Annotated in this window: 16 protein-coding genes; 3 read left to right on the top strand and 13 right to left on the bottom strand. The window is 47.4% G+C overall.

The window, feature by feature from the left end:
• Positions 1-53: 53 nt before the first annotated feature.
• From MHB49_RS12035 to MHB49_RS11985, 11 genes are all read right to left on the bottom strand, one after another.
• A complete protein-coding gene (locus MHB49_RS12035) occupies positions 54-3,104 on the bottom strand; it encodes a glycoside hydrolase family 2 TIM barrel-domain containing protein (RefSeq protein ID WP_405156271.1) in 3,051 nt (1,016 codons plus the stop codon).
• Between the two features lie 159 nt (positions 3,105-3,263).
• Positions 3,264-4,094, bottom strand: a complete 831-nt coding sequence (locus MHB49_RS12030; RefSeq protein ID WP_090895861.1) for a carbohydrate ABC transporter permease — start codon at positions 4,092-4,094, stop codon at positions 3,264-3,266.
• Positions 4,087-4,986: a carbohydrate ABC transporter permease gene (locus tag MHB49_RS12025; protein ID WP_111619183.1), complete on the bottom strand. Its 900-nt coding sequence runs from the start codon at positions 4,984-4,986 to the stop codon at positions 4,087-4,089. Before MHB49_RS12025 ends, MHB49_RS12030 begins: the two co-directional genes overlap by 8 nt.
• Positions 4,987-5,119: 133 nt before the next feature.
• Complete coding sequence (locus MHB49_RS12020) at positions 5,120-6,412, bottom strand: ABC transporter substrate-binding protein (RefSeq protein WP_405157113.1); 1,293 nt, start codon at positions 6,410-6,412, stop codon at positions 5,120-5,122.
• Positions 6,413-6,775: 363 nt separating this feature from the next.
• Positions 6,776-8,545, bottom strand: a complete 1,770-nt coding sequence (locus tag MHB49_RS12015) for a sensor histidine kinase (RefSeq protein WP_111619184.1) — start codon at positions 8,543-8,545, stop codon at positions 6,776-6,778.
• Positions 8,546-8,563: 18 nt separating this feature from the next.
• A complete protein-coding gene (locus MHB49_RS12010) occupies positions 8,564-10,111 on the bottom strand; it encodes a response regulator (RefSeq protein WP_405156270.1) in 1,548 nt (515 codons plus the stop codon).
• 412 nt (positions 10,112-10,523) lie between these two features.
• On the bottom strand, positions 10,524-13,604 hold the full coding sequence (locus tag MHB49_RS12005; protein WP_405157112.1) for a X2-like carbohydrate binding domain-containing protein: 3,081 nt from the start codon (positions 13,602-13,604) through the stop codon (positions 10,524-10,526).
• A gap of 369 nt (positions 13,605-13,973) precedes the next feature.
• Entirely contained in the window at positions 13,974-14,849 is an 876-nt protein-coding gene (locus MHB49_RS12000) for an SMP-30/gluconolactonase/LRE family protein (RefSeq protein WP_405156269.1), read from the bottom strand.
• 14 nt (positions 14,850-14,863) lie between these two features.
• Positions 14,864-15,526, bottom strand: coding sequence for an SGNH/GDSL hydrolase family protein (locus tag MHB49_RS11995; RefSeq protein WP_405156268.1), 663 nt, complete (start codon positions 15,524-15,526; stop codon positions 14,864-14,866).
• A gap of 106 nt (positions 15,527-15,632) precedes the next feature.
• Positions 15,633-16,421 carry an alpha/beta hydrolase gene (locus tag MHB49_RS11990; protein WP_405156267.1) on the bottom strand — a complete coding sequence of 263 codons (789 nt, stop codon included), beginning with the start codon at positions 16,419-16,421 and terminating at the stop codon, positions 15,633-15,635.
• Between the two features lie 200 nt (positions 16,422-16,621).
• Positions 16,622-17,455, bottom strand: coding sequence for an AraC family transcriptional regulator (locus tag MHB49_RS11985; RefSeq protein WP_247902112.1), 834 nt, complete (start codon positions 17,453-17,455; stop codon positions 16,622-16,624).
• A gap of 134 nt (positions 17,456-17,589) precedes the next feature.
• On the opposite strand from MHB49_RS11985, the gene MHB49_RS11980 reads away from it, so the two are divergent.
• From MHB49_RS11980 to MHB49_RS11970, 3 genes are all read left to right on the top strand, one after another.
• Positions 17,590-19,617: a beta-galactosidase gene (locus MHB49_RS11980; protein WP_405156266.1), complete on the top strand. Its 2,028-nt coding sequence runs from the start codon at positions 17,590-17,592 to the stop codon at positions 19,615-19,617.
• A 418-nt stretch (positions 19,618-20,035) separates the two neighbouring features.
• The gene (locus tag MHB49_RS11975) at positions 20,036-21,007 is read left to right on the top strand and encodes a helix-turn-helix transcriptional regulator (RefSeq protein ID WP_405156265.1); all 972 of its coding nucleotides are present in this window, start codon (positions 20,036-20,038) and stop codon (positions 21,005-21,007) included.
• An 18-nt stretch (positions 21,008-21,025) separates the two neighbouring features.
• Positions 21,026-21,715 (top strand): hypothetical protein, encoded by a 690-nt coding sequence (locus MHB49_RS11970; RefSeq protein WP_405156264.1) that lies wholly within the window; start codon positions 21,026-21,028, stop codon positions 21,713-21,715.
• A 105-nt stretch (positions 21,716-21,820) separates the two neighbouring features.
• On the opposite strand, the gene MHB49_RS11965 is transcribed toward MHB49_RS11970, so the two are convergent.
• Both MHB49_RS11965 and MHB49_RS11960 read right to left on the bottom strand, forming a co-directional pair.
• Positions 21,821-23,335: a UxaA family hydrolase gene (locus tag MHB49_RS11965; RefSeq protein ID WP_405156263.1), complete on the bottom strand. Its 1,515-nt coding sequence runs from the start codon at positions 23,333-23,335 to the stop codon at positions 21,821-21,823.
• Positions 23,335-24,849: a tagaturonate reductase gene (locus MHB49_RS11960; RefSeq protein WP_405156262.1), complete on the bottom strand. Its 1,515-nt coding sequence runs from the start codon at positions 24,847-24,849 to the stop codon at positions 23,335-23,337. The genes MHB49_RS11965 and MHB49_RS11960 overlap by 1 nt, the downstream gene beginning before the upstream one ends.
• Between the last annotated feature and the right edge of the window lie 5 nt (positions 24,850-24,854).

Below are 24,854 nucleotides of genomic sequence, written 5' to 3'. Positions count from 1 at the left end.
GGCTTACAGACTTGATATATAAGACTGTGCACCAAGTTTTATTAACCTTTCTCTTATAATGAACGGATGACAAATTCGAAGCTCAGCTCACCATTGGAAGGGATTTGGTATTCCGGATGTACCGGAGCGCCCCAGCTGTCGTCACCGCCAACACCCATTTGTTTGCCAGCAACGGTCACTACTGTGTAGTGAACGGGTGGCAATTCATACACATGCTGCGCATTTTCCAGCTCAAACGCTGTATATGGTGACACATTCAGTTCAACCGGCGCGCCTGAAGCTTCGATCTTGAACCCGCGTCCTGCGTTGTCGGTCAATTTGGCCCAACGTACACCCGTACGGTTGCCCGACTCCTGCGGTACAAGATATGGAGCAACGGTATCAGTTACTTTGCTGTCATGGATACCCAGACGAGCGCCAAATGCGCGGTCCGCATAGTTTTCTTCCGGTCCCATCGCCAGCCATTCCACATTTTCATAGTCTGGAGACGTTCTGAACGAAAGAGCGTGGATTGGCAGGTTTGGCAGGCCCTCGGTGCCTTTGTACGTGTTATGCACATGCACACTACCATCTGCAAGCACAGTATAAATCACTTTCACCTCTACATCTGCGGAGATGTTGAGCTTGTAAGTGAACTCAATCCGGTATTGATCCGGTTTCTGTTCATGCTTCCATTCTACAAGGCGCGGCAGCAGGCTGGCAGCATACCATGCGCCAAGCTCAAAGCCCATCGCTGTACCTTTGTCATTGTCTGTCGTTGCACGCCAGAACAGTGGTGCCGGCGGAATCGCAATGGTTTCGCGTCCAGAGAATTTCAGGGAAACCAGTGTTCCAAATTGCTTGGAGAACAAAGCATGGGTTTGACCAACGCGAACACCGATGTTTACGTCACCTTCAACCACTTGTATATTGCTCACCCGATTTTGATCCACAGCTACAGCCGTTTGTTTGCCTTCTTGTGTGAAAACAAACTGCCCAAATGCAACTTCCTCACCTTTGTCAGCCCACAATGTAGCTGCGTTTAATACAAACGCGGTATTCACTGCATATTCTCCACCAACAAGAGATTCCACATCAAGTGGAAGTTTCACAATGGTCTCGCTTTGTGGGCCCACGTTTACCTCCAGCGTTCCACGCAGCACTTCGTGACCTTCACGATCCAGACTGTAAACCAGTTCGAATTCAGACGTGTCCGCAAACAAATTATCGTTAACGATCTTCACACCTTCCCGATCCGGGAACAGCTTGATGTTTTGGTACAGGAATTTCACTTCCTGCATCTTGGCAGTCACTCTGCGGTCCGCGTACACAATGCCGTCTCCACAGAACGAATAGTCCGAAGGACGATCACCGAAGTCTCCGCCGTAAGCTAGGAACTCTTTGCCGTAACGGTCTTTTTTGAAGATAGCCTGATCGATGTAATCCCAAATGAAGCCGCCTTGGTACATCGGATATTTATCTTCCAATTCCGTATACTTATGCATACCTCCAATGGAGTTACCCATAGCATGCATGTACTCACAGCTGATATACGGTTTTTCCGGATTGGCATTCAGGAATTCCTCGATGTCCGCCGGTTTGGCGTACATGCGGGATTCCATGTCACTCGTATCGTTGAAACGACGATCATGGAAAACTCCTTCATAGTGAACAAGACGAGTTGGATCTGCTGTTTTAAAGTACTGAGACACTTTATAGATCACTTCACCACCATGAGACTCGTTACCACAAGACCAGATCAGAATAGATGGATGGTTTTTATCCCGCTCGACCATGGACACCGCACGATCCATAACGATGTCATGCCACTCCGGTTTATCGCCAGGAATAACCCATGAAGGCTCGACAGCACCCAGCTTCTGCCATGATCCATGTGTCTCCAGGTTCATTTCATCAATCACATACAATCCATATTCATCACACAATTCATACCAAAGGCTTTGGTTTGGATAGTGCGATGTACGCACAGCGTTCATATTGTTTTGTTTGATGGTGCGAACATCCCAAAGCATATCTTCCTTGGTTACAGCGCGCCCGCGACGCGGATTGAATTCATGACGGTTTACCCCTTTGAAAACAATACGTTTACCGTTGATGTGCATCACTTTGTCGATCATTTCAAATGTACGGAAGCCAACGGCCTGAGGTACAACTTCCAACAGCTCGCCTGCTGCATCATATACTTGAATGTACAGGCGATACAGGTAAGGAATCTCCGCGCTCCACAGGTTTACTTTGCCAATCTCCTCACGAAGACTCACCAGACCATTGGTAACTTCAATCCCACCAAATGTTTTCACCGTGTTGCCTTCAGCATCCCGCAGTTCAGCCTTCACTTTGGCTCCATCAGCAGCTTTACCTTCAAGCTTGAGATCCACGTTTAACGTACCATGGGTATAAGACTTGTCCAGATTCGTCACAACCCGCACATCGCGAATATGCGCAGGCGGCACAGTATACAGATACACTTCTCTGAAAATGCCGGAGAACCGCCAGAAATCCTGATCTTCCAGCCAGCTGCCTGTACTGCGTTGATACACTTCAACAGCCAGTTTGTTCTCTCCGTCCTGAAGGAATGGGGTCAAATCAAAATCGGATGGCGTAAAGCTGTCTTCTCCATATCCGACAAATTGTCCGTTAAGCCATACATAGAATGCAGACTCTACACCTTGGAAAGAAATATATACCGGATTCGACTCCCAACCTGTCGGCAGGTGGAATGTGCGAATGTAACTGCCTACCGGGTTTTGGTCCTGCGGCAGTGCCGGTGGGCGAAGTTCATTCAGACCGTCCCACGGATACTGTGTATTCACATATTGGATCTGACCGTACCCTTGGAGCTGAATATGCCCTGGCACTTCAATATCGTCCCAACCGGCACTGGAGAATTCCTGCTTGTAAAAAGCTTCGGGGCGGCAATCCGGACGGATCGCATAGTTAAATTTCCACGTTCCGTTAAGGTTGTAGCGCATAGCCATTGCACCCGATGCTTTCGCCTCTTCCATAGTACGGTAATAGCGATGATCCGAGTATGCGTTCAGGCGGTTTACTTCAAAAACGCTTACATCACCCAGCCAGTTGATATCTGCATGTGTTGCTTTCATTCGGCTCTCTCTCCCTCTTGAAACAAATATGTCTATTACTTATTCAGTACAGAATCTTGTTTTCCTTTTTCAAAAACCACAATCAATCCTTGACAAACAGAAAGGCAGAGGCACGCCTGCGGCGGCCTCCACTATCATACGGGCATGAATGTTATTCCATTATTTCACAGAACCAACCATTCCGGCGACAAAATGTTTCTGCATGATGAAGAATACGATCGCTGTCGGCAGCGTGGCAATAACGATCGCTGTCATAATTACGCCATAATCTGGAGCGTATCCCGAACCGAGATTCGAGATCAACAGCGGAATCGTTTGTTGGTCAGGCGTTTGCAATACAATCAGCGGCCACAGATAGTTATTCCAGCTGCTCATGAATGTGATAATCGCGGCTGCTGCGTATGTGGTTCTCATCGTTGGCATGTAAATCTTCAGGAAGATTCCCAGCTCGCTCAGTCCATCAATACGTCCAGCTTCCAGCAGATCTTTAGGGAACATTTTGGTGTTCTGACGGAAGAAGAAGATCAGAAACGCTGTCGTAATGGTTGGCAAAATGACGGATGCCATGGTGTTGATCCCGATGACCGGTGTAACACTTGAGATCGTTGCAAACATACGGTACAAGGGCACCATAATCGCTGCAAACGGAATCATCATGGATAACAGCAAGATGTTGAACACAACATCACGCGATTTCGTACGATATACCTCAAAGCCATAACCTGCCATCGAACCAATCAGCAGAGCCAGAACCGTTGAGACAACGGAGATAATAGCCGAGTTCCCCAGAGCCTGCACCAGATTGGTCGAGTCAATCAGTTTGTTGAAGTTATCAAGGAAAGCCGAACCTGGCAGCAATCTGCCTTTGGTAACATCGACAGATGCATTTGTAGAGCTGACCAGCATCCAGAAAAATGGAAAAATGGATACAAAGGCGACGATGGATAGGAAGACGTAAGTGAAAATCCGTTTTGCTTTAGCTTTAGCCATTTTTATTATCACCTGCCACTTTAAACTGGATGATGGACAATATTATGATCAAAATTACGATGGAGTAAGAAACGGTTGCCGCATATCCGAAGTCCGGTGAATATTTGAACGAAAGGTTGTAGATATATTGCGAAATGGACATGGTCGCGTTACCCGGACCACCTTTGGTAATGTTCATAATCTCATCAAAGATCTGCAAAGTACCGATCGTTGATGTAATGGATGTGAATAGGATGATCGGTTTGAGCAAAGGTACGGTAATTTTGAAAAATTGGGTAAATGCATTGGCTCCGTCAATTCTGGCTGCTTCATAGATCGATTGATCGATATTTTGCAGAGATGACAGATAGAAAATCATGTTATATCCGGTCCAACGCCAAGTGACGGCGATTATGATCGTAATTTTAGCCCAGAACGGGTCCGTGATCCATTGAATTGGAGTGCCGATGATGTGCAAGCCCAACAACGCCTGGTTCACCATACCATCCGGTGCAAACAAATATTTGAATACAACCGAGTAAGCTACGAGTGAAGTAACGCAAGGCAAGAAAATAGCTGTACGGAAGAAGCTGCGGAAACGCAGTGTGCTGTCATTTAGCAATACGGAAATGAACAAACCGAGAATAATCATTACAGGTACTTGAATGATCAAGTAAATGAACGTATTTGATAATGCTGTACGGAACGTTGTGTCAACCAACAATCTCTTGTAGTTCGCAAGGCCCGAAAATTCAAGGTTGGCGCCTTTGCCAGACTTGAATGATAAGAGCAGCGCTTGAATCATCGGATAGAAGTAGAAAGCTACAATTCCGACAACAGCCAGCAAAACAAAAGCCCATCCAGTCAAATTATTTTTCTTTTGGAGACTGTCTCCTGTATTTATGGCTTTCACAGTATGGCTCCTCTCTCTCCATGGAACATGGGTAGAACCTACAGAGCCTCTCGCCTTTGTCCGGTTCAGCTTGCGCCAGACAAGGGAGACGGCTCCGATGTTACCTAGGGTTCTATAAGTTACCTTGGGTATCTTAGTTTAATTGTGCTTCAGCTTGTTTTTGTGCATCGGCTAGAACGTCATCAATTGCTTTACCGTTCAGATACGCTTGCATTTCAACAACCAGAATGTCTTCAATTGCATATGTGTTACTACCGTAGTTTACATTCGGAATTTCTTTGGTCCATGCTGCAAAATCACTAAAGATTTTTTGACCGCTGAAGAACTCATCTGCCTTGTTGTATGCATCACCATCTACAGCCGGTTTGTACGTACCGATAGCACCAATGTTCGTCAACAAGTCTTGATACAGTTGTTTGTCAGAACCAAATGTTTTTGCCAGGAAGTCAGCTGCTTGATCTGCACCAGGAACGTTATTCATAACATACCAGGAGCTGCCACCCAGGTTGGATGCGTGTACAGAGTTTGGTTGGCCAGCCATTTTTGGCATTGGAGCTACAGCCCATTTACCGGATTGGGAAGCTTCTTGACGTACAGATGGTGAGAACCAGTTACCTGTAGGAATTGTTGCTACGCTACCGTTATTGGCATTGGAAACAAATTGACTCCAGTCAGAGTGCAATTTAACAATGTTGGCATCCATCATTTTTTTGTACGTTTCGAAAGCTTCTTTCAATGCAGGGTTGCTGCTGATGTCAGGTGTCTTGCCATCTTCTGCAGTGTACCATTTGCCTGCAGTCTGGATCATCATGCGAATGATTCCAAGATCATTCGGGTCAAGAGACAGCAGCTCTTTACCTGTTTTTGCTTTTACGTCTTTACCGATTTGGATGTAATCATCCCAAGTGATGTCTTGCAAGTCAGCAGCCTTGTAGCCCGCTTGTTCCAGCAAATCCGTTCTGTAGTACAAACCTGCTACGCCAGAGTCAAATGGAACTCCATATTGTTTGCCCTCATAGGATGTTGGTCCAATTTTGTAATCTGCAAAATCGGAAGCTTTAATCGTGGAAGACAAATCTTTGAATGCATCAGGATATGCACTCAGGAAGCTTTGTGAACGATAGTCCTCAATCAGAACGATGTTAGGAAGACCGCTGCTTGTTCCAGAGTTCAGGCCTGTGTTCAGCTTCTGAATAATCGCATCTTGAGCATTCTCAATGATGTTGATTTTCAGATCGGGATTTTGTTTCTGATATGCTTCTTTTGCTGTTTCAAGTGCAGCAACGTTAAATGCTTTGTCCCAAGCCCAAATTGTGATCTCGTTTGTTTTTTCGTCACCACTACTAGCCGTTTTGCCTCCACCGCCGGATGAACATGCGGACAACAACAGGACAGTAGCGAGCATCAATACCCACATTTTTTTCAAATCATTCAACTCCCCTTCAACCTCTTTGTGTGTAATTTGTTTGCGTTTTCTGAAAGCGGTTGCTTTCGATGTAATCATCTTATCATTCCCAAATCGCCATTCGTTAGTAATAATTTTGTGCCGATTTGTCATCTTATTGCCACAATGAAAACCTTTACAGAAACCGCTTGCATTAATTTTGGATTATGGTAATTTCTTTTGAATTTGTACTTTCCCCATCTAAAATGTTTACCCAATGATCCTTTTTGCTTCTTTCGATGGATATTATTTTGCATTAAAAAGAGCCCTCCTATTCTGCTACAATGCAGCGTTCGGAAGACTCTTTCTGAACGGTCTATATTTGATTCTCAGCTCGTTGTGCCATTATTGAGTGATTAAAGGGAGCGTGACCGTCACTCTGGTTCCCTCGCCAGGCGTGCTCATGATCGTAACACCATAAGGCGTACCATAAAGCAGTTGAATCCGGTCGTGAACATTACGTATACCGATTCCACTAAACAGCTGTCGATTGTTCTTCGGATTAGGCAGCGACTCTCCCATGGAGAACCCCTCAATCCCGTCGCCATTGTCCATAATCTCACAGATTAGTGATTCACCTGCTCTTGACACCATCACATGAATCGTTCCTGTATCCTTCTTGATAAAGGCATGGAAGAACGCATTCTCGATAAAAGGCTGAATCACCAGCTTGGGCACATGATAATGGGTACAATCCGGGGATATATAAAAAGCTGCCTTGATCCGTCCGCCGTACCTGACATGATTAATGAACACATAATTTTTTAAATTCTCCACTTCCTGCTCCACCGTAACCGTCTCACTTACGTCACTAATCGTATTTTGCAGGAGCGAGATCAATGCGTTGATGGTCTCGGCTGCACGATCCTTATTGCCTTGCTGTACCAGCACCTTAACCGAAGCGAGTGTATTGTACAGAAAATGCGGATTAATCTGGCTTTGCAGAGCAGCAAGCTCCGCATTTCGTTGCTCACGTTGAGTCAACACCAGTTGATCCACATAATCATGCAGTTCGTCCAGCATGTAATTGTAAGCATGACTCAGTTGTCGGCTCTCATAGCTGCCACTGACCGGAATATAATTATCCAGATCACTTTTCGTAATATTGGACATCTGTTTCACCAGCCTGCGGAGCGACTTGGTAATCTGATTCGTAATAAGAAACACCAGCACAAGCGCTCCTGCAACGATAGCCGTACAGATGAGGACAATCGTCTTCATATCCAGCAGCTGCCCCATCGCCTGCTCCTTATCGACCACATTGACGATATAGAAGCGATAAATGGGTAAGTATTCGGACAGAACAACGCTATCTTGGTCCATTACATGTGCGTTAACCCCTTTACTGTTATCATTGCTCATTTGTCTCGCATACGATAGCAGTTCCAATTGCCGAGTCCCGATCCAATCTTCCCGATTCGAGGAAACAATCTCCCCGTTTTCGTTCAGGATGACCACATCATTGCCCCTGCTCGTAAAGCTGCTGTAGAACTGACGGAACATACGCTCTCTCATCGTGACGTATAACATGCCATACATACTGCCCTGGCTTCGATTGGTCAGCGCTTTGGTCGCGGATATCATCTGTTCTGAACCCGAGCCCTCGTCGAGACGATAATCGTCGAAAATCAATCGGCTGGGCAGCTTGGTCGCCTCCACCGTAATAGGCATCTGTTTTAGATCGTCGACCGACATGCTCAAGTGAGAACGATCGGTTGAATACGTGCGTCCGTTGATGCCACTGATCGTGATTCCCACCTCATACGATTCTGTGATGGTCTGAATTCGATCCATCGCCTCTCGCATATGATAGTAGGACTTCGCCATAGTAAGTGAATCGCCCTCACCTTCGGACAAAAAGCCGCGAATCGAGCCGCTCTGGCTTACGTTGTTGGCTACCGCTGCGATAGCATCATTAAAGGATTCAAAATTCGTTTTGATCTGGTTCAGCACTTTGGAATTGGTAATGCTGAACGTCTCGGTAAACAGTCGGGTCGACATGTGAATGGTCGTCCACAGGATAAGTACCGACACGAGAACAATGCTGATTACCATAACCAGAAATAATTTTGGAAACAATCCAAGACGGGATAACGCATTGATCCATTTCTTCATCGTTTTGCCCTTCTGACTTTATGCCCAGAACTTGCGCCGGTATCGGCTTGGAGACAGTCCGGTAAATTTTTTAAACACCTTGCAGAAATAGCTATGGTCTGAATAGCCCACCATGCTGCTGATTTCAGAGATTGTAACATGATCCGATCGCAGAAGTTCCTCTGCCTTTTCAATCCGAATTTTATTCAAATATTCGTTAAAACCTTCTTTTTTGTGTGAAGAGAAATAACTGGACAAGTACGATGGATTAAAATGAAAATGCTTGGCGACTTCGGCAAGGCCGAGCGGCTGATCAAAGTGCTCATGCATATATTCCAGCAGCATTTTCATATTCGGATCACTTCGTCTTGCACCCTCTCCACTCGTGCATTCCTGTACCTCAGCCATGAACTGATCCAGTACGCTCATCGCTTCTGTCAGACTGGAGGCACCATCCACATGTTTGAAATAGGCATATTTGCTTTCTTCCAACGCAGAAGACTGCACATCCATATCTGCCAGGGTAATGGTTACGTTAAAGATCAGATTGCCCAGAAAGGACTTAATCTCAAACACATCGGCAATATAATCCCGACCAAGTGTAAGTGCATGTTCCTGCAAATATTCTCTTGCCGCTTCTGTTCGATTTCGCTTCACATGCTGCAAAAACATGTTCACATTAAACTGATACCCAGCAGGGTGAAGAGGCGGAAGTTCGCTATATACGAGAATAGATCGATCCTCATAATAAAAGCGATACTCCATCAGCTTGATTAGACGTGTTCGATATACGTCCCCCATCTCCTCAAATGAAGAAAAACTGTCACTCAGTACCCAGCAAGATCCGTCCTGTCTTTCCTTATTCTCGCTTGCCAACTTCTTGATCCGCTGTACCATCCATTCATCCTTGGAAGGCTCGACATTAAGAAGAACCACTGGCGAGTTGCCTTCGGCCGGAACGATTGCGCACTCCACGTCGGGGAGCTGTTCCCGTAAACTGGACTCCAGTTGCTCATTATCCAGCTTGTGCAAATGTACTTGTGTATCCTGCGGCTTATATACGAGTAAACGGAAACAATGATGAGGAAAAGTCTCCCTTATCATATGCATCTCGTTTTCCTCATCCAACGTAAAACCGGACAACATCTTTTCCATCAGCTGCCCGAGCCTCCACCCGTCATGTGAAGGCTCAAACTGCAATTCGGGAATTTTGCCAGCCGTACGCTGAAGCACTTGTAATAGTTCATTGGTATCCAGTTTCGGTTTCAATATATAGTCTGCAGCCCCATTCTGGAGCGTTGAACGTACATATTCGAATTCACTGAAGCTGCTAAGTACGATAACCTCTATTTGTGGGTGGCTCGCTTTTAGCGTCCGGACGAATGTTTCCCCATCCATCACAGGCATCACGATGTCTGTAATGACAATATCCGGCTGCAGCAAATGTACTTGCTCAAGTCCTTCCTCCCCGTTGGAAGCCTCGCCCACAATCTGGAAGCCTTCGGCTTCCCAATTCATATGGTGCTTAATGCCTTGTCTTACAAGAAACTCATCGTCAACAATCAGCACCTTACACAACCGGTTCATGATCCTTGACCCCCTTGTCTAATTCTAATCTTTCTTCTATGTCTGTGCAGATATACCTCATATATCGGAGTGGAATGGACTCCCCGCGTGTTAGCGGTTACATTAACGCAAAACTTTTGTACTTCTTTTTATATCTCAAAACGAATGTTTAATCAATGGTAAGCATTTTGCATAAATCCAAAGTGCAGCTTTCAATCAGCAAGATATAGATCGAAATTCATCTATTCGTCTCTATCTTGCAGCCGGAGCAAATTAAATTAAATTATGCCAAATGCTGATGCTAACTTTCTTTAGTGTACACCATATTTCGACAAAATAAGAAGCCTCGGCCCGCCATGAATCATTTTCGGCGAGCCAGGACTTCTTATCTGTCTGCGTTTAGATTAATTACGCTTTCCATTCAGTTCCATGTCTAAGGTTCGATCCCCCATTGAAGACTTCCAGCAATATATCCCGTTACCTTGGTCCATTCGGCATAGGCTGTCTGAGTTGGCGCAAACGAATAATCATCCGTCTGAGTGTAGTTGGTCCAGTCTGTTTTGGAGAAACGTGCCTGAATTTCAGTACTTTGCCCCGCTGCCAGTGAACCCGCAGAAGCCTTGAAACCAATCTCTAACACGGAATCTGCTCCGGAAACTGCGGGCGACAGTGCACTAAACGTCCCTGTGACATTGTCGTTTCCAGCTGTTGCCCAATCACAGAAAAAGTTCTGGGTCTGAGCGCCATTAATTGTATAGTAGTAACGAATTTTAACATCGGACAGATTGATCGCCGCAGTGCCAGTATTCGTTAATTTGAACTTGGGATTAATGGAGTTCCCCGTTGCTGAAGTCGTTCCATTAAACATCTCAATTCGAATGGCTCCTGCGGGTGCAGCAGTAGTGTCTTTGATGGTCAGATTCAGGATTGCATCATTGCCTGCACTGAAATGGAAGGTTAAAGCTGCGCTTCCCTTGGACAATGAAGCTAAATAGGTTTTATTCAACACAACCAGATTTCCCGATAATGTGTAATCCGTACCTGAAACCAGCGTTGTATTGCCATTACGAATAGCGTTAAGTGTATTTCCGTTTAGTGTCAACGTCACAGGAATATTGGCCTGAGTGCCTATGTTCTTGTCAAATTCCGCATTGACTGGTGTAATAGTTGAACTGGTCACCGGAGTGCCCCCACCTTCTCCACCACCATTGTTCCCACCAATACGGTCAGCATATAAAATGCCCCGTCCATTCGTACCCAGATATACCCTTCCATACAGACGCGGATCACCTGTAATCGTGGTTACGCGCGCATATTGATGCTGATCATCATTAATACGTACCCAATTCGCCCCGCCGTCATCGGAACGGAAAAATCCACGGGTTCCGTCAATCTTCGCAATCGTGTACAGCGCGACCACGTTCTGCCCAGGTGCCGCTTTACCAAAACCGATGCTGTCCGCTTCCTCCACATTTGCAAGTTTGGTAAAGGTTGCTCCTGAATCGGTGGAATGCCACAGACCATATGGTCCCCCATCTTCACTGCCGCCTGCAAACCAAAGTTCGCCTTCCGTACCTGGAACTGCATCCAGATCTGCATTTCCTTCTACCGGAAGCCCGGTAGCCGCAGATGCAGTAAAGGAGACACCACCATTGGTGCTCACGTAGACTTTGCCTGCAGCAAATCCATAGAATTTGTTCGGATTTACCCGATCGGAGATCACTTTGGCCTGTGCGGGTATACCTGAACTCGCTGTCCATGAGTTGCCGCCAGTGGAATAATGCACACCCTTGTCTGACGTGCTCCATAGAAGTCGGTTACCATTTGCAGAAATAGCAACGGTTCCTCCTCCGGCTGTACCGGCAGGTTCTGTGTTCGCCTTATACCACGTGGTCCCACCATCGCTGGATAAACCAATCGATTTTGCATTCGGATCAGCACTGTAGTCTGCTTTTCCTACGCGAACCATGGTATTCGGGCTTAACTCTGCAAAATCCAGACTTTCCGTAGAAGAGTAGTTGGGGCTGGTAAACATCGTAGCTGGTGCCTGATCCAGATCATTATGACGGAATCCCGAGACATCCCCTACCCCACTTAACAAATGTGCTCCGCTTGGCGGGCTGATCAGATCCAGTACTGCGATCTCCTCGACCCCTTTGGCCATTACCGAAATATTGATTTTGTTCCCGTCATCCCAGTCTGTCAGATTTTTCGTTCCGTAGATAGTCGCTCCTGTCCCATACATCATGCGGTCAGAGTCAAACGGATCAATCTCCAGATCGCCAATCATCCAGCCCAGCTTTGGAGTAACTTCAGGCAGTGCGGGATTCGTCCCAAAGGTCAACCAAGGAGCGGCCGAAATATCCTGTGTATAGCGCATTTTGCGGTTTGGATATCCATCGAATTCCCAGATGCGGGTCCAAGTAGCTCCACTGTCCGTACTGCGGAACAAATTGGCATCAGGCCACCAGGAGTTGAGGGTTGCCACCATCAATGTACCAGGATGCTGAGCATCTATAGCCAGTCCACCGTATCCAAAATAATTGTCCGAGCTGCTGCTCGGCACCGGACTAATGTTGGTCCATACCCCTGTAGTCGTATTTAATTTCCACAGGTCTCCCTTTTCCCCATCATAAGGACCTGCACCATCGCTGTATGAAATATAGAGATTTCCATTGGCATCCAGTTCCCCGTGATGAGGTAAATAACCTGTAGGCTGTCCAGCAACAGCAGTCCACGTTGCGCCTCCATTGATACTGCGATATATGCTTTGATTTTTGTCGGCTACCCCGACATAGATAGTTTGTGTTGCCTGTCCGGAAGAACCTGTTGATTTGTCAAACGTGATCCAGGAGAGACCTACGATGTCACTGGTATACTCATAGGACGGGTCCTCCACATACGTACCCGGATTCGGGAAGCTCGTTACTTTGTTCCAGGTTACGCCGTAATCCGTACTTTTCCAGAGTCCGTTGCCACTACGTGCACCAAAATACAAAATGCTATTTTTATTCGGATCAACGGTCAGTCGTTCCCCCATCGAACGTCCCGGCATGTTACCGCCGACTTTGAACGGAAGAGTGGTGGTCTGCCAAGTATCACCGCGATCCGTAGAGCGCAGGATAGAGCCGTTATTTTTGTCCCATGAATTCGTGTACGTGCCGACAGCCATATACACCCGATTCGGATCAACCGGGTCTGTTGCCAGCGCATCGACACCGTTTTTGTTCCAGTCATCCCAGCCGACAAAATCGGTGAGTGGAATCCAACTCTCATTCGCAGGATTCCAGCGATAGGCTCCCCCAATATCCGTCCGGGCATAGATCAGATCTTTCTCTGACTTATTGAAAATAATTCCCGGCACAAAACCGCCGCCTGCCCCAGTCACGACATTTTTCCACTGGTATGAATCACTCGGCGCCGCATCGGTCGTTCCAGATAACACACCCAGTGAAACAGCGGCAACGGCAACCGTCAAACTCATGATCCGCAGCTTCCCCAAAAACGTTTTCATCATTACTTAGCCTCCTCTTCAATATGTTCGTCGCATCCCGGTAAACCCCGCTGTATCATCATGTTGATGAGTAGAGTGTCAGACATTTAATGCGATGGATCAGGCAACCAGCCCCACCTCCTCTCCGTTTTAAATAAAACGCTTTCATAAAATTATTGAGTATCGCTAATTTGGATAATACTTTCAATAAATAACATTCGATGGCAATCCCGAAACACCTTCCCCCTTAACCTTATTCCTTTCTTTATTTTTTTTTGAGAATTCGAGCTGATTACCTGCACACAAAAAAAGGATGCCGTATCAAACAGCACCCTTGATTCTAATCTTAATTTCCGTAACTAGGAAAGAACATTGTCCAATCGACTGGTGTTACTTGCCATATGCGTAGGTATTCTGTCCTTTTACCCCAGGTCTAACCACAAAGAGAGAACCGGCATTTGGCGTCTCCACCAGCCGCTCTTCCGGAATACCAATTCGGGCTGTTGTAATATACAAGTCTTCCAGCTCCGGACCTCCAAAACAGCAGGATGTCACCTGATCTGCGGGGATCTCGATCTCTTGCAATAACTCTGCTGTATGCGGATTCCAGCGAGTGACTTTTCCCCCTCCCCAGTGGGCAACCCACAGCATTCCCTCACTGTCTACGGTCATTCCATCCGGAAAGCCTAATTCCTCCGGTATGGCAATGATACTTGCCCGGTTCGTAATTTCTCCAGCAGCCAGATCATAATCAAAACGGTCAATGGAACGAGTCGGTGTATCGATGTAATACATCTTCTGTTGATCCGGGCTCCAGCCCAAGCCATTGGATGTGGACACATCCCTGAACAACGTTCGAACAGGCTGTCCCTCCTCCAGACAATAAAATGCCCCTGCTTTGCTTTCACCGTTCATGCTCATCGTACCTGCCCAGAAGCGGCCAAGCGCGTCACATTTTCCATCATTGAATCGATTGTTATCCTTGCCTGTCTCTGGATCTTCAATCAGATGCAGCTCTCCTGTGAGCAAGTGATACGTGTGAAAGCCACTGCGTAAAGCAACGATAACCTCGTCACCATGGTAAGGCACGACAGCCCCAACATGCTGCCCAACATTATAAGCCTGATCTTCACCTGTAGATGGATTAAATACATGGACCTTGTACCCTTCAATATCCACCCATAACAATCGGTTGTTTTTAGCATCCCAGCTTGGACCTTCTCCCAGTAAGGCCGGGGTATGTACCGCAATGTTCAAGTTGCTCATGCCATCACATCCTTTTATAGTTTGACGCCGCCTGACCATTCGAAACCAATGGCATCCAGGAACGCTTTGGATAGCACCATATGGCCTGTTGCATCGGGATGAACGCGGTCATAAGTCAGTACGGACGTATAGAAATGATCCCAGAATGGTGTGAAGGCAGCCTGTGTATCCACGAAGATGGCATCATACTCCGCGGCTACTCTGCGAACAGCTTCACCGTATATATCCATCGTAGCCCGCATCGGATCTTCCGGGTTGGCTTCCAAATAATAAGGAGACATCAGCACAAGTCCTTTCAAGCTAGGACGAACAGAAGCAACCAGATCACGCAGTGTGGACTCATACTCCTCCAGGAAAACATGCGAATCTGTGGATAGCGGATTGTCAAACTGACGCCATACATCGTTAATCCCGATCATGATGGTCAGCCAGTCCGGTTTGAGCTCAAGCACATCTCGGTCCCAGCGCTGTTTCAAATCACGGATCGTATTCCCGCTATTACCCACATTTTGAATCCGCAGCATCAATTCCGGATAGATGGAACGCAGCAAAGCATATACTTGTGCCACATAGCCATGACCCAGTCCGGAACTGCCTTCCCCAATAGGATGCTCACGGCCACAATCTGTGATTGAATCTCCAATAAAAAGCAGCTTATCATTTTTTTGCAACTTCATTGTCGTTTTCTCCTTCGCTCTCATCAGCGTTAAAATATGTGAGACTACTCGTACTCGTATTCATATTTCATATTCAGGGAAGACAGCGTTCATCAAGCTTACCGTGTTACCACCCTTGATTTTTAAGCCAGGTCAGGCACAGGTCAGACCAGGGCCGAACGGCAGGGTTGTCCTCTGCTAATCCGAGACCATGTGAACCTTTTTCGAATACATGCAGATCATAAGGAATGCCGTGCGCGCCAAGGGCGAGCGCGTAACGCAAGCTGTTCTCTACAGGAACCGCCTGATCATCACTCGTATGCCAGATGAATGCCTCAGGAGCATCGGCTTTCACCTGCTGCTCCGCACTGAAAGCCTTGATCTGTTCAACAGACACATCTGGCCCAAGCAGATTCTCACGAGAACCGGCATGTCCATAAGAGTCCATCGTAATCACCGGATAACAAAGAATTACCCGATCCGGACGTGAACTTTCCCGTTCGATTGGGTCTTCATGATCTGGTTGACCTTCGTCATACAAGGTTCCCAACGTCGCTGTAAGATGACCACCTGCCGAGAAACCAAGCACCGCAATTTTGGAAGGTTGAATGCCATATTGCTCGGCATGAGCACGTACATAGCGAATCGCACGCTGACCATCTGCCATCGGTGCCGGATGCTGATGAGGAGCCACACGATACTTCAGCACAAACGCACTGATTCCCGCACGGTTCAGCAATTCAGCGATTGGAGCTCCTTCATGATCGGCCAAAAATCCATAACCCCCACCTGGACATACAATGACAGCGCTCTCGGAACCGGGATGAATAAATGGAATAAGATGGGGCATTTCATCCTCATGTCCCTTGGCCGCATAAGGTGCTGCATGGTCCCACAATGGTATAGTTGTTGTCACTTCAATCATCCTCTCTAAGTTGAACGGATACGTTGATCCGTATATTCGTTTTCCAATCTAAGGAATCGATATCATCATAACGGGAAGCACCCTTGCGCATCAATACCTTCCTGGCATCACTTTTTGTTCAATTGGGTACAGATTACACGGAATCTTCATGCTTGAACAGTGTTTTTTAGCACACTGTAACCTTGGAATGATTAATATAACGTCCGATACTGCTCTGGAGTTACGCCTTCAATCCGCCGAAATGTAGCCACAAAATGACTTGCATCGCGAAAACCAACCTTCGCTGCCGTTTCCTTGACGGTCAATTTGCTGTCTCCTGTCATCCATTCCTTCGATTTGCGAATACGGAGGAGAATGAAATAACTATAGGCGGTCATGCCAAAGGATTGTTTGAAAAGGGTATTCAGATGTCTGGGCGTAATGCCTGGTATGGCCGCCATCTGTTCAAGGCCAATTTCGGGATCGGCATAGTGTTTATTCATAAACGAAATTAACGGGGCCAACCGTTCCACGGCATGGGAGATCGAAGAACGACTGCCCGTCATGCCATGTTTCTTGAGCAAAATCAGAAATCGGTACATGTCAGCTGACGCCTCCAAGCCGGATAAATCCTGGTCACTGCTGATTGAACCCAGCACTTCCCTGCCATAATACTCAAGCGGGCTCCCTGGATCCCACTGGTGAAGGGCAGCCTCTCCCAAACCAAGTGACTCTGTGATTGCCGGGCACTGGGAACCCCCAAATGTAATGTAAAGTGTCTCCCACTCTCCCTGCGAGCGTACATACTCGTGCGGTTCATTAGGCGGCAGCAAAATACCGGCTGACTCGCCCAGCAGTACAGTTGAACCTGCAAATCTGAATTCTCCGGCTCCCTTCACCGTCTGAAGCCAGTGATAACAAGGATATCCGGCAGGTCTGTACACATTCTCCTGATTGCCGTTATATCCTATACTCTCGATGTAGAGCGGAAGCGGCTGATCCCGCGGGGTCATAAAATAGCGCCGATGATCGGGTGTAATGAGCATAGGAATTCTCTCCTTTGAACAAAAAACCAAAATTAAAGTTCCATATTCTTATATGTTTAATTACTTTTCTTATATTTTAAAAGTCATATTCATCATATAGTATAGAATTATTCTTATACAAGAGGTGAACACATTTGATTAGCAGCAAGTTACCCAAAATGTTCTACGGCGGCGACTATAACCCTGAACAATGGGATCACGAGACTCATCTTGAAGATCTGCGCATGTTCGAATTGGCAGGTATTGATATTGCAACCATCAACGTATTTTCATGGGCACTGATTCAGCCTGATGAAGTTACTTATCATTTTGAAGGACTGGACCAGTTAATTAATAGTCTGTATGAAAGCGGTGTATACGTCTGCCTCGCGACAAGCACTGCTGCACATCCAGCATGGATGGCGAAAAAATACCCGGATGTACTGCGTGTGGATGCCGATGGACGCAAACGCAAATTCGGTGGACGGCATAACTCCTGTCCGAATAGCCCAACCTACCGCAAATACTCCGAAAAGATTGCAGACAAGCTGGCGGAACGTTACAAAGACCACCCAGCTGTTCTTGTATGGCATATCTCCAACGAATACGGCGGCGACTGTTATTGTGATAACTGCGAGAAAGCGTTCCGCGTGTATCTCAAACAACGCTACCAGACCCTGGAGCAGCTCAACAAAGCATGGAACACCAATTTCTGGGGTCATACTTTCTACGATTGGGATGAGATTGTACTGCCAAGTAACCTGAGCGAGCACTGGGGAAATAATAACTCCACATTCCAGGGCATCTCGCTGGATTACTCCCGTTTCAATTCGGACAGTATGCTCGACTGTTATCGCCTTGAATATGATGCAATCAAAAAACATATCCCGGATTCGGTCGTTACGACCAATCTGATGGGATTTTTCAAACAGCTGGACTATTTCAAATGGGCCAAATATATGGATATCGTCTCCTGGGACAGCTATCCGGGTCTTGCAACCCCGGTAAGTTTCACAGCCATGGCACATGATCTGATGCGCGGATTGAAGGATGGACAGCCGTTCATGCTCATGGAGCAGACACCAAGCCAGCAGAACTGGCAGCCTTACAACTCTTTGAAGCGTCCCGGCGTCATGCGCCTGTGGAGCTACCAGTCCGTTGCCCATGGTGCAGATACAATCATGTTCTTCCAGCTCCGCCGTTCGGTTGGCGCCTGCGAGAAATATCACGGTGCCGTCATTGAACATGTCGGTCATGAGCATACCCGTGTATTCCGTGAAGTCGCGGAACTCGGTAAGGAATTACAGTTACTGGGCGACAAAACACTGGATGCTGCCGCAAATGCCAGAGTGGCAATTGTGTTTGACTGGGATAACTGGTGGGCGATCGAGAAATCCAGCGGACCTACGGTTGCACTAAACTATGTAGACCAAATTCACAAATACTACGCTGTCTTCTTCCGCCGAAACATTCAGGTGGACATCGTTAGTGTGGATACCGATATCAGCAAATACGACATCGTGCTCGCTCCAGTACTCTATATGGTTAAACCAGGCTTTGCTGCCAAACTGGAAAAATTCGTTGAAGCAGGCGGTACATTCCTGACAACCTTCTTCAGTGGCATCGTTAATGAGAGCGATATCGTAACTACCGGTGGTTACCCGGGAGAACTTCGCAAGCTGCTCGGTATCTGGGTCGAAGAAATTGACGCCCTCCTGCCGGAGCAAAAAAACAGTATTGTCCTGAAAGAAGCTTATGGCGATCTTCAAGGAGAATATGGTTGCGGCATGTTGTGTGACTTGCTTCACAGTGAAGGTGCCGAAGTCATTGCCGAGTATGGGGACGATTTCTACAAAGGCATGCCAGTGGTCACTCGCAACACGTTTGGCCAAGGCGAAGCCTGGTATGTAGCTTCCGATCCGGAAGATCGATTCCTGGACGGCTTGCTGGGACAGCTGGCTGCATCCAAAAAGATCGATTCTCTTCTGGATACTCCTGAAGGTGTTGAAGTAACTTCTCGTACCAAGGATGGACAGCAGTACCTGTTTGTCATGAATCACAATGCTACTGCTCAATCCTATGATCTGGGCAAGGCTGAGGCTCATGATTTGCTCACAGATCGATCCCTCTCTGGTAAGGTCGAGATTGAAGGCCGCGGTGTACAACTGCTTGAAATGAAATAATTATTCGAAAACCAATGATACAACATGTTACATGGATATCGCATGGTTCTATAGTTGAAGATTAAAAACGTGTCAATTGTTAAAATTTAAAGTATTATATGGATGAACTTGTTTCAATCTGCTACTTCCCGTATCCGTTTAGACCGGATACGGGTTTTTGTCATTATTTGTGAGGCTCCCGGTTAGAAGGAAATACCGAGAAGCGAAGCGAATTGGACGAGACACACAATTTAACGACGCCCCGCCGGCAAGAAGGAAACGTCCCCTCCGAAAGTAGTCGCTGCACTGTATGGAATACAAAATATAATGCTGCGATATATTGGTGACAGCCATGATGTCACTTATACACTGCTACAATGGGAGGAACACTTAGAAGCATTCTTTCCGGCGGCGCAACCCTCGAAACGGAGTGGCTGACATGAATAGAACAAATCGGCTTGCCGCCATCGTTATGGCATTGCAGCACGGTCACGAAACGGCACATTCGCTTGCAGAAAAGTTTGAAGTTTCCCGCCGGACCATCCTGCGGGATATCCAATCACTCTCTGAGATGAATGTCCCGATCATTGCTATCTCCGGTCCCGGAGGCGGCTTCAGACTTATGGAGGGGTATGTACTGCCCCCACTGCAATTGGACCCGGTTGAAGCAGCTACTCTCATTTTTGCTCTCGAAGGCCTAAGCCATTATGCAGATACCCCTTTTCAAGAGAAACGCTGGACAGTAATGGACAAAATCAAAAGCATTATTCCAGATGATGTCAAGGCAAAGATGGATCCCATGTTCAAACAACTGAAGCATGATGTACCCGAGCGGAACTACATCCTTCATCATCTGGAACCGCTTCTGGCTTGTATCCCGGAACAAGGATGGCTGCGTATGTTATACCGCTCTGCTTCCCGTCAACGCTGGCTTACAATCTGCCCCATTCGGATCTATGCTTCGGCCGGTTTCTGGTATTGTGAAGCGTATTCGGAGGAGCATGGCGAACAGCGCCTGTTCAGGGCTGACCGCATTCTGGAAGTTACGGCGATTGACCTGTTCGAATCACAAAAACTGTCTGAACAGGCTGAACGACAGCGCAGCAAACGGCAATCTCCTGAACGTTCTCCAACGCGCGTAACCGCACGTCTGAGTTACAGCGGTATGATCGAAGCAGAACAGGACAAGCATATTGGAGAACGAATGACCGAGATCGCTCCCGATGTCTGGGAACTGTCCTTTCTCTGCCCTCCCGGTGAGTGGGAATGGGCCGTGCGATTCTTTTATCGACTTGGACGTGAGGCAGAAGTACTTGAACCTGAGAACCTCCGCCGTGAGATTCGCAAACATGCCGAGGAAGTAAGCCAGATGTATCTGACTTCCAACCATAATTGTTGTAGCACACATTAAAAAGGAGCTTGCCCATTTATGATGAATGAGAATGAATCCATCGTAACTTACGAAGAAGCTGTTCAGCGAATAAAGGCTGTGGGACTGCTCCCGCTTGCACCTTTATTCCCTGAATATCCTTCACTGTCTTCCATAACGCCAAAAGAAAACTGGCACAAGGATAATGCACTTGATCCCTGGTTGTGGCGATCACGTCTGGCTGAGGAAGGGATCGCTGCCTATGGCAAATTTGTCAAAAAGAAAGCTATCCTTGTCTCACGCGAATATTTCCCATGGGTGCACCGTCTGTTAGCGGGCTCCAGAATGATAGAAGAACAATATGACGCGGGATTGCTCTCTCGAGAAGCATTCAAACTATATGAAATAATTGAAAAGCAAGAAGGGATTGATGGGCGAGCGTTGCGTTCACAGGCAGGTTTTAGGGCCAAAGAAGACAAAAAATCGTTTGACCAGGGGCTCCTGGACCTTCAAAGCATTAGTGCCATTGTAATCTGTGGCACCAAAGAAAAAGAAGGTCTCGCTGAAGGCAAGGTGGCTTGGAACAGCTCTGCCTATGAGACCTCAGGCTGCTGGATGAAGCGACAGGGTATTGCTCCGTTTGAGGGCAGCGTTGCCGACGCGAGCGGACTTTTGGTGCAGCAACTGGAAAAACACGCTTCTACTGCCGCACTGACCAAAATCAAAAAAGTCTTTGCGATAAATGATTGAAATACCTGTAAACGACAAATCCCGGAAGCCGTAGAGGGCCGCCGGGATTTGCTGTACATTCGTATATCATACATACAATAGGGATAAATCAGCGAACGAGTACAATTACAGGATGACTCCATCCTTGAAAATCGCAATTTCCCGGAATCCATGCCGCTCGCTGAGCGTATGCGCCCGTCCTGAAGCAATATCAATCAGTTGGCTGAACATCTGTATTTTCACGTCTTCCATCGTTTTTCCCTCCAGCAGTTGACCTGCGTTGAAATCGATCCAGTGCTTTTTCCGATTGGCGAGGTCGGATTGGGTTGCAATCTTGACGGTAGGTACCGGGCCTCCAAACGGTGTGCCGCGACCTGTCGTGAAGAGAACAATATGCGCACCCGCAGCAGACAGGGCCGTAACAGACACAAGATCATTCCCCGGAGCCTCCACAATATTCAGACCAGTTTGAGTGACACGTTTGCCATAACGAAGTACATCCACTACGGCAGAGCGTCCTCCCTTTTGCGTACAGCCCAAAGACTTTTCCTCCAGCGTGGTAATCCCGCCTGCTTTGTTCCCTGGTGAGGGATTTTCATATATATTCTGACCGTGATTCACAAAGTATTGCTTGAAACCGTTCACCAAGTCTACCAAATCATCAAATACCTGCTCATTGGCCGCCCGATTCATCAGAATGGTCTCCGCACCAAACATCTCGGGAACTTCGGTCAATATGGCCGTGCCCCCAGCGGCCACCAGCATATCCGCAACAGTGCCGACGAGCGGGTTCGCTGTAATCCCGGACAAACCGTCCGAACCACCGCACTTCAATCCAATTTTGAGCTTGCTCAGGGGCAGCGGCTGACGCTGTTCATGTTCGACAAGCTCCACCAGCTCTTCCATCAGACGCAGTCCTTCTTCAAGCTCGTCGTCCGTTTCCTGCGCTTTGAGAAAACGGACTTTCTCCCGATACTCCGGTGCGATACATTCGCGAAACTGGTCTACCTGATTATTTTCGCAGCCCAGACCAATGACCAGCACGCCGCCTGCATTCGGGTGCTCTACCAGGGAAGCCAGTACTTGCTGTGTGTATTTCAGGTCATCCCCCAGCTGTGAGCAGCCGAACGGATGCGGGAAATGATAAACACCATCCACCCTGCTGCCGAACTGGGACTGCCCCATCCGAGCCAATGCCTCGCATACTTTATTAATACAGCCGACCGTATTTACAATCCAGATTTCATTACGGATACCTGCTTCACCGTTCGGACGCAGATATCCATCAAATGAGCGCAGATGTTCCGGGGGCATGTCTGTCTGGACAGTTGGCCCAGGCTGATACTGATACTCAAGCAATCCGTGAAGACCTGTCTTGAGGTTGTGACTGTGAATCCAGCTCCCCTGCTCAATCTGTTCTTGGGCTATTCCAATGGAAAAACCATATTTCATTACATCCTCGCCTGGTGCGATGGTATGCACAGCAATTTTATGGCCTTTGGGCACATCATCCCTTAGTGTAAAAACAGAACTGTCTGGCAGGGTAATGCTTTCCCCTTTTACATAATCTCGAAGGGCTATAATGACATCATCCTGCGGTTGAATCGCAATCCAGTCATTGACTGTACGTATGGTGTTCATCAGCTCTCACCTTCCAGTAGACCAATTTCATGAACGAGTGCTTCGCGAAGCCCCTCTCGATCATCCAGATTCTCGCCCCAGATTGATACATCAGACAATACAGCAGCTACACTCTGGTCTAATTGCTGTTTATCCCTCTTCAAAGAATCATAGCGATCCCAATGCTTGGCAAGTGCAGCCAATACATCCACATCATCCCGAAGCAGGACGGACTCACCGTTCAATCGCTGTCCCATGTAACCGTCTGGCGTGTTCACTGGGCGATAAAGATACAGCAATCCGGCAAATCCCTTTACGAGCCGAACAGGCCAGCTTCCCTGACTTTGCTCATAGGCCAAAAGTGTGGGCAGCACACGAACCTTGAATTTCCCTACTATATTTAATGCAATATCCTGCAGCTTGTGATTAATATACGGATTGAGGAAACGTTCAAACACTTCGGCTGCGTACTGATCCAGATTATGATCCGGCATATCCAGTGCAGGCACAATCTCCTGATGTACAGCTTCTCTGATCCATGAGCCAAACTGGGGGTCTTCCATCGTCTCTCTTACATGATCCTTGCCTTGCAGTATGCCGAGTGATGACATGAGAGTATGGGCACCATTCAAAATACGAACCTTACGCAGCTGAAAAGGCTTTAAATCCTTCACCCAATGTACGTTGAGTCCCGCCTGTTTCAGAGGGAGTTTCTTGTCCAGTGCTTCATCTGCCTGAATGGCCCAGAAATGATACGGCTCTGCGGTATTGACCAGTTGATCCTCGTATCCCCAGCGATTGGTCAGGGAATCGGCTTCTTCCTTGGCCGGTGCACCCGTGACAATTCGGTCAACTAGATTGTTCAGAAACAGGTTATGGTTCTCAATCCATGAACGAAACCCCTCTGAATAACCAAAATCTTCACTATGCTGCAGCACACAACTTCTCAGTACATCCCCGTTGCCCTCAAGCAGCTCACACGGTAGGTGAATCAATCCTCTGGATGGGTCCCCATCAAACCGCAGATAACGCTGATGCAGAAAAACCGTCAGTTTACCCGGAAACGATTGTATCGGTTCACCCTGCGAGTACTCTGCATACGTATATTTCAGTCCCGACTCGGTTGTATTGGAGATTACAAACTCCAGGGAGGGCAATTCCGCCAGCTTCAGAAAATCCTGCCATTCTTCGTACGGATTAATACACTGTGAAAAAATCGAGATCATCTCCGTACGTTCCACTGCTTTTCCCTGTGACAGCCCCCGGGTAATCATCGTATACAATCCGTCCTGGTCACGAATTTGTTCCAACTTTGCCTTTCCCCCAGGCCGAGGCTGGGTCACCGCAACACTGCCATGGAATTTGCCTTGTCTGGCACTTTCATGAAGCATCCAATCTGCAAACCCACGCAAAAAGTTGCCTTCCCCAATCTGCAGTACCTTTACGGGACGTTCCATCACTTCTTTGCACTTGCGCTGGCTGTCACTTCCGAGCAGATTCAGCTTAAGCCTTGGTCTTTTCGTGCTCGCCGACATGAACA

Origin of the sequence: Paenibacillus sp. FSL K6-0108, assembly GCF_045040695.1 — a bacterium.
GTDB lineage: Bacteria > Bacillota > Bacilli > Paenibacillales > Paenibacillaceae > Paenibacillus > Paenibacillus pabuli_B.
This window is presented reverse-complemented; position numbering and strand designations above follow the sequence as displayed.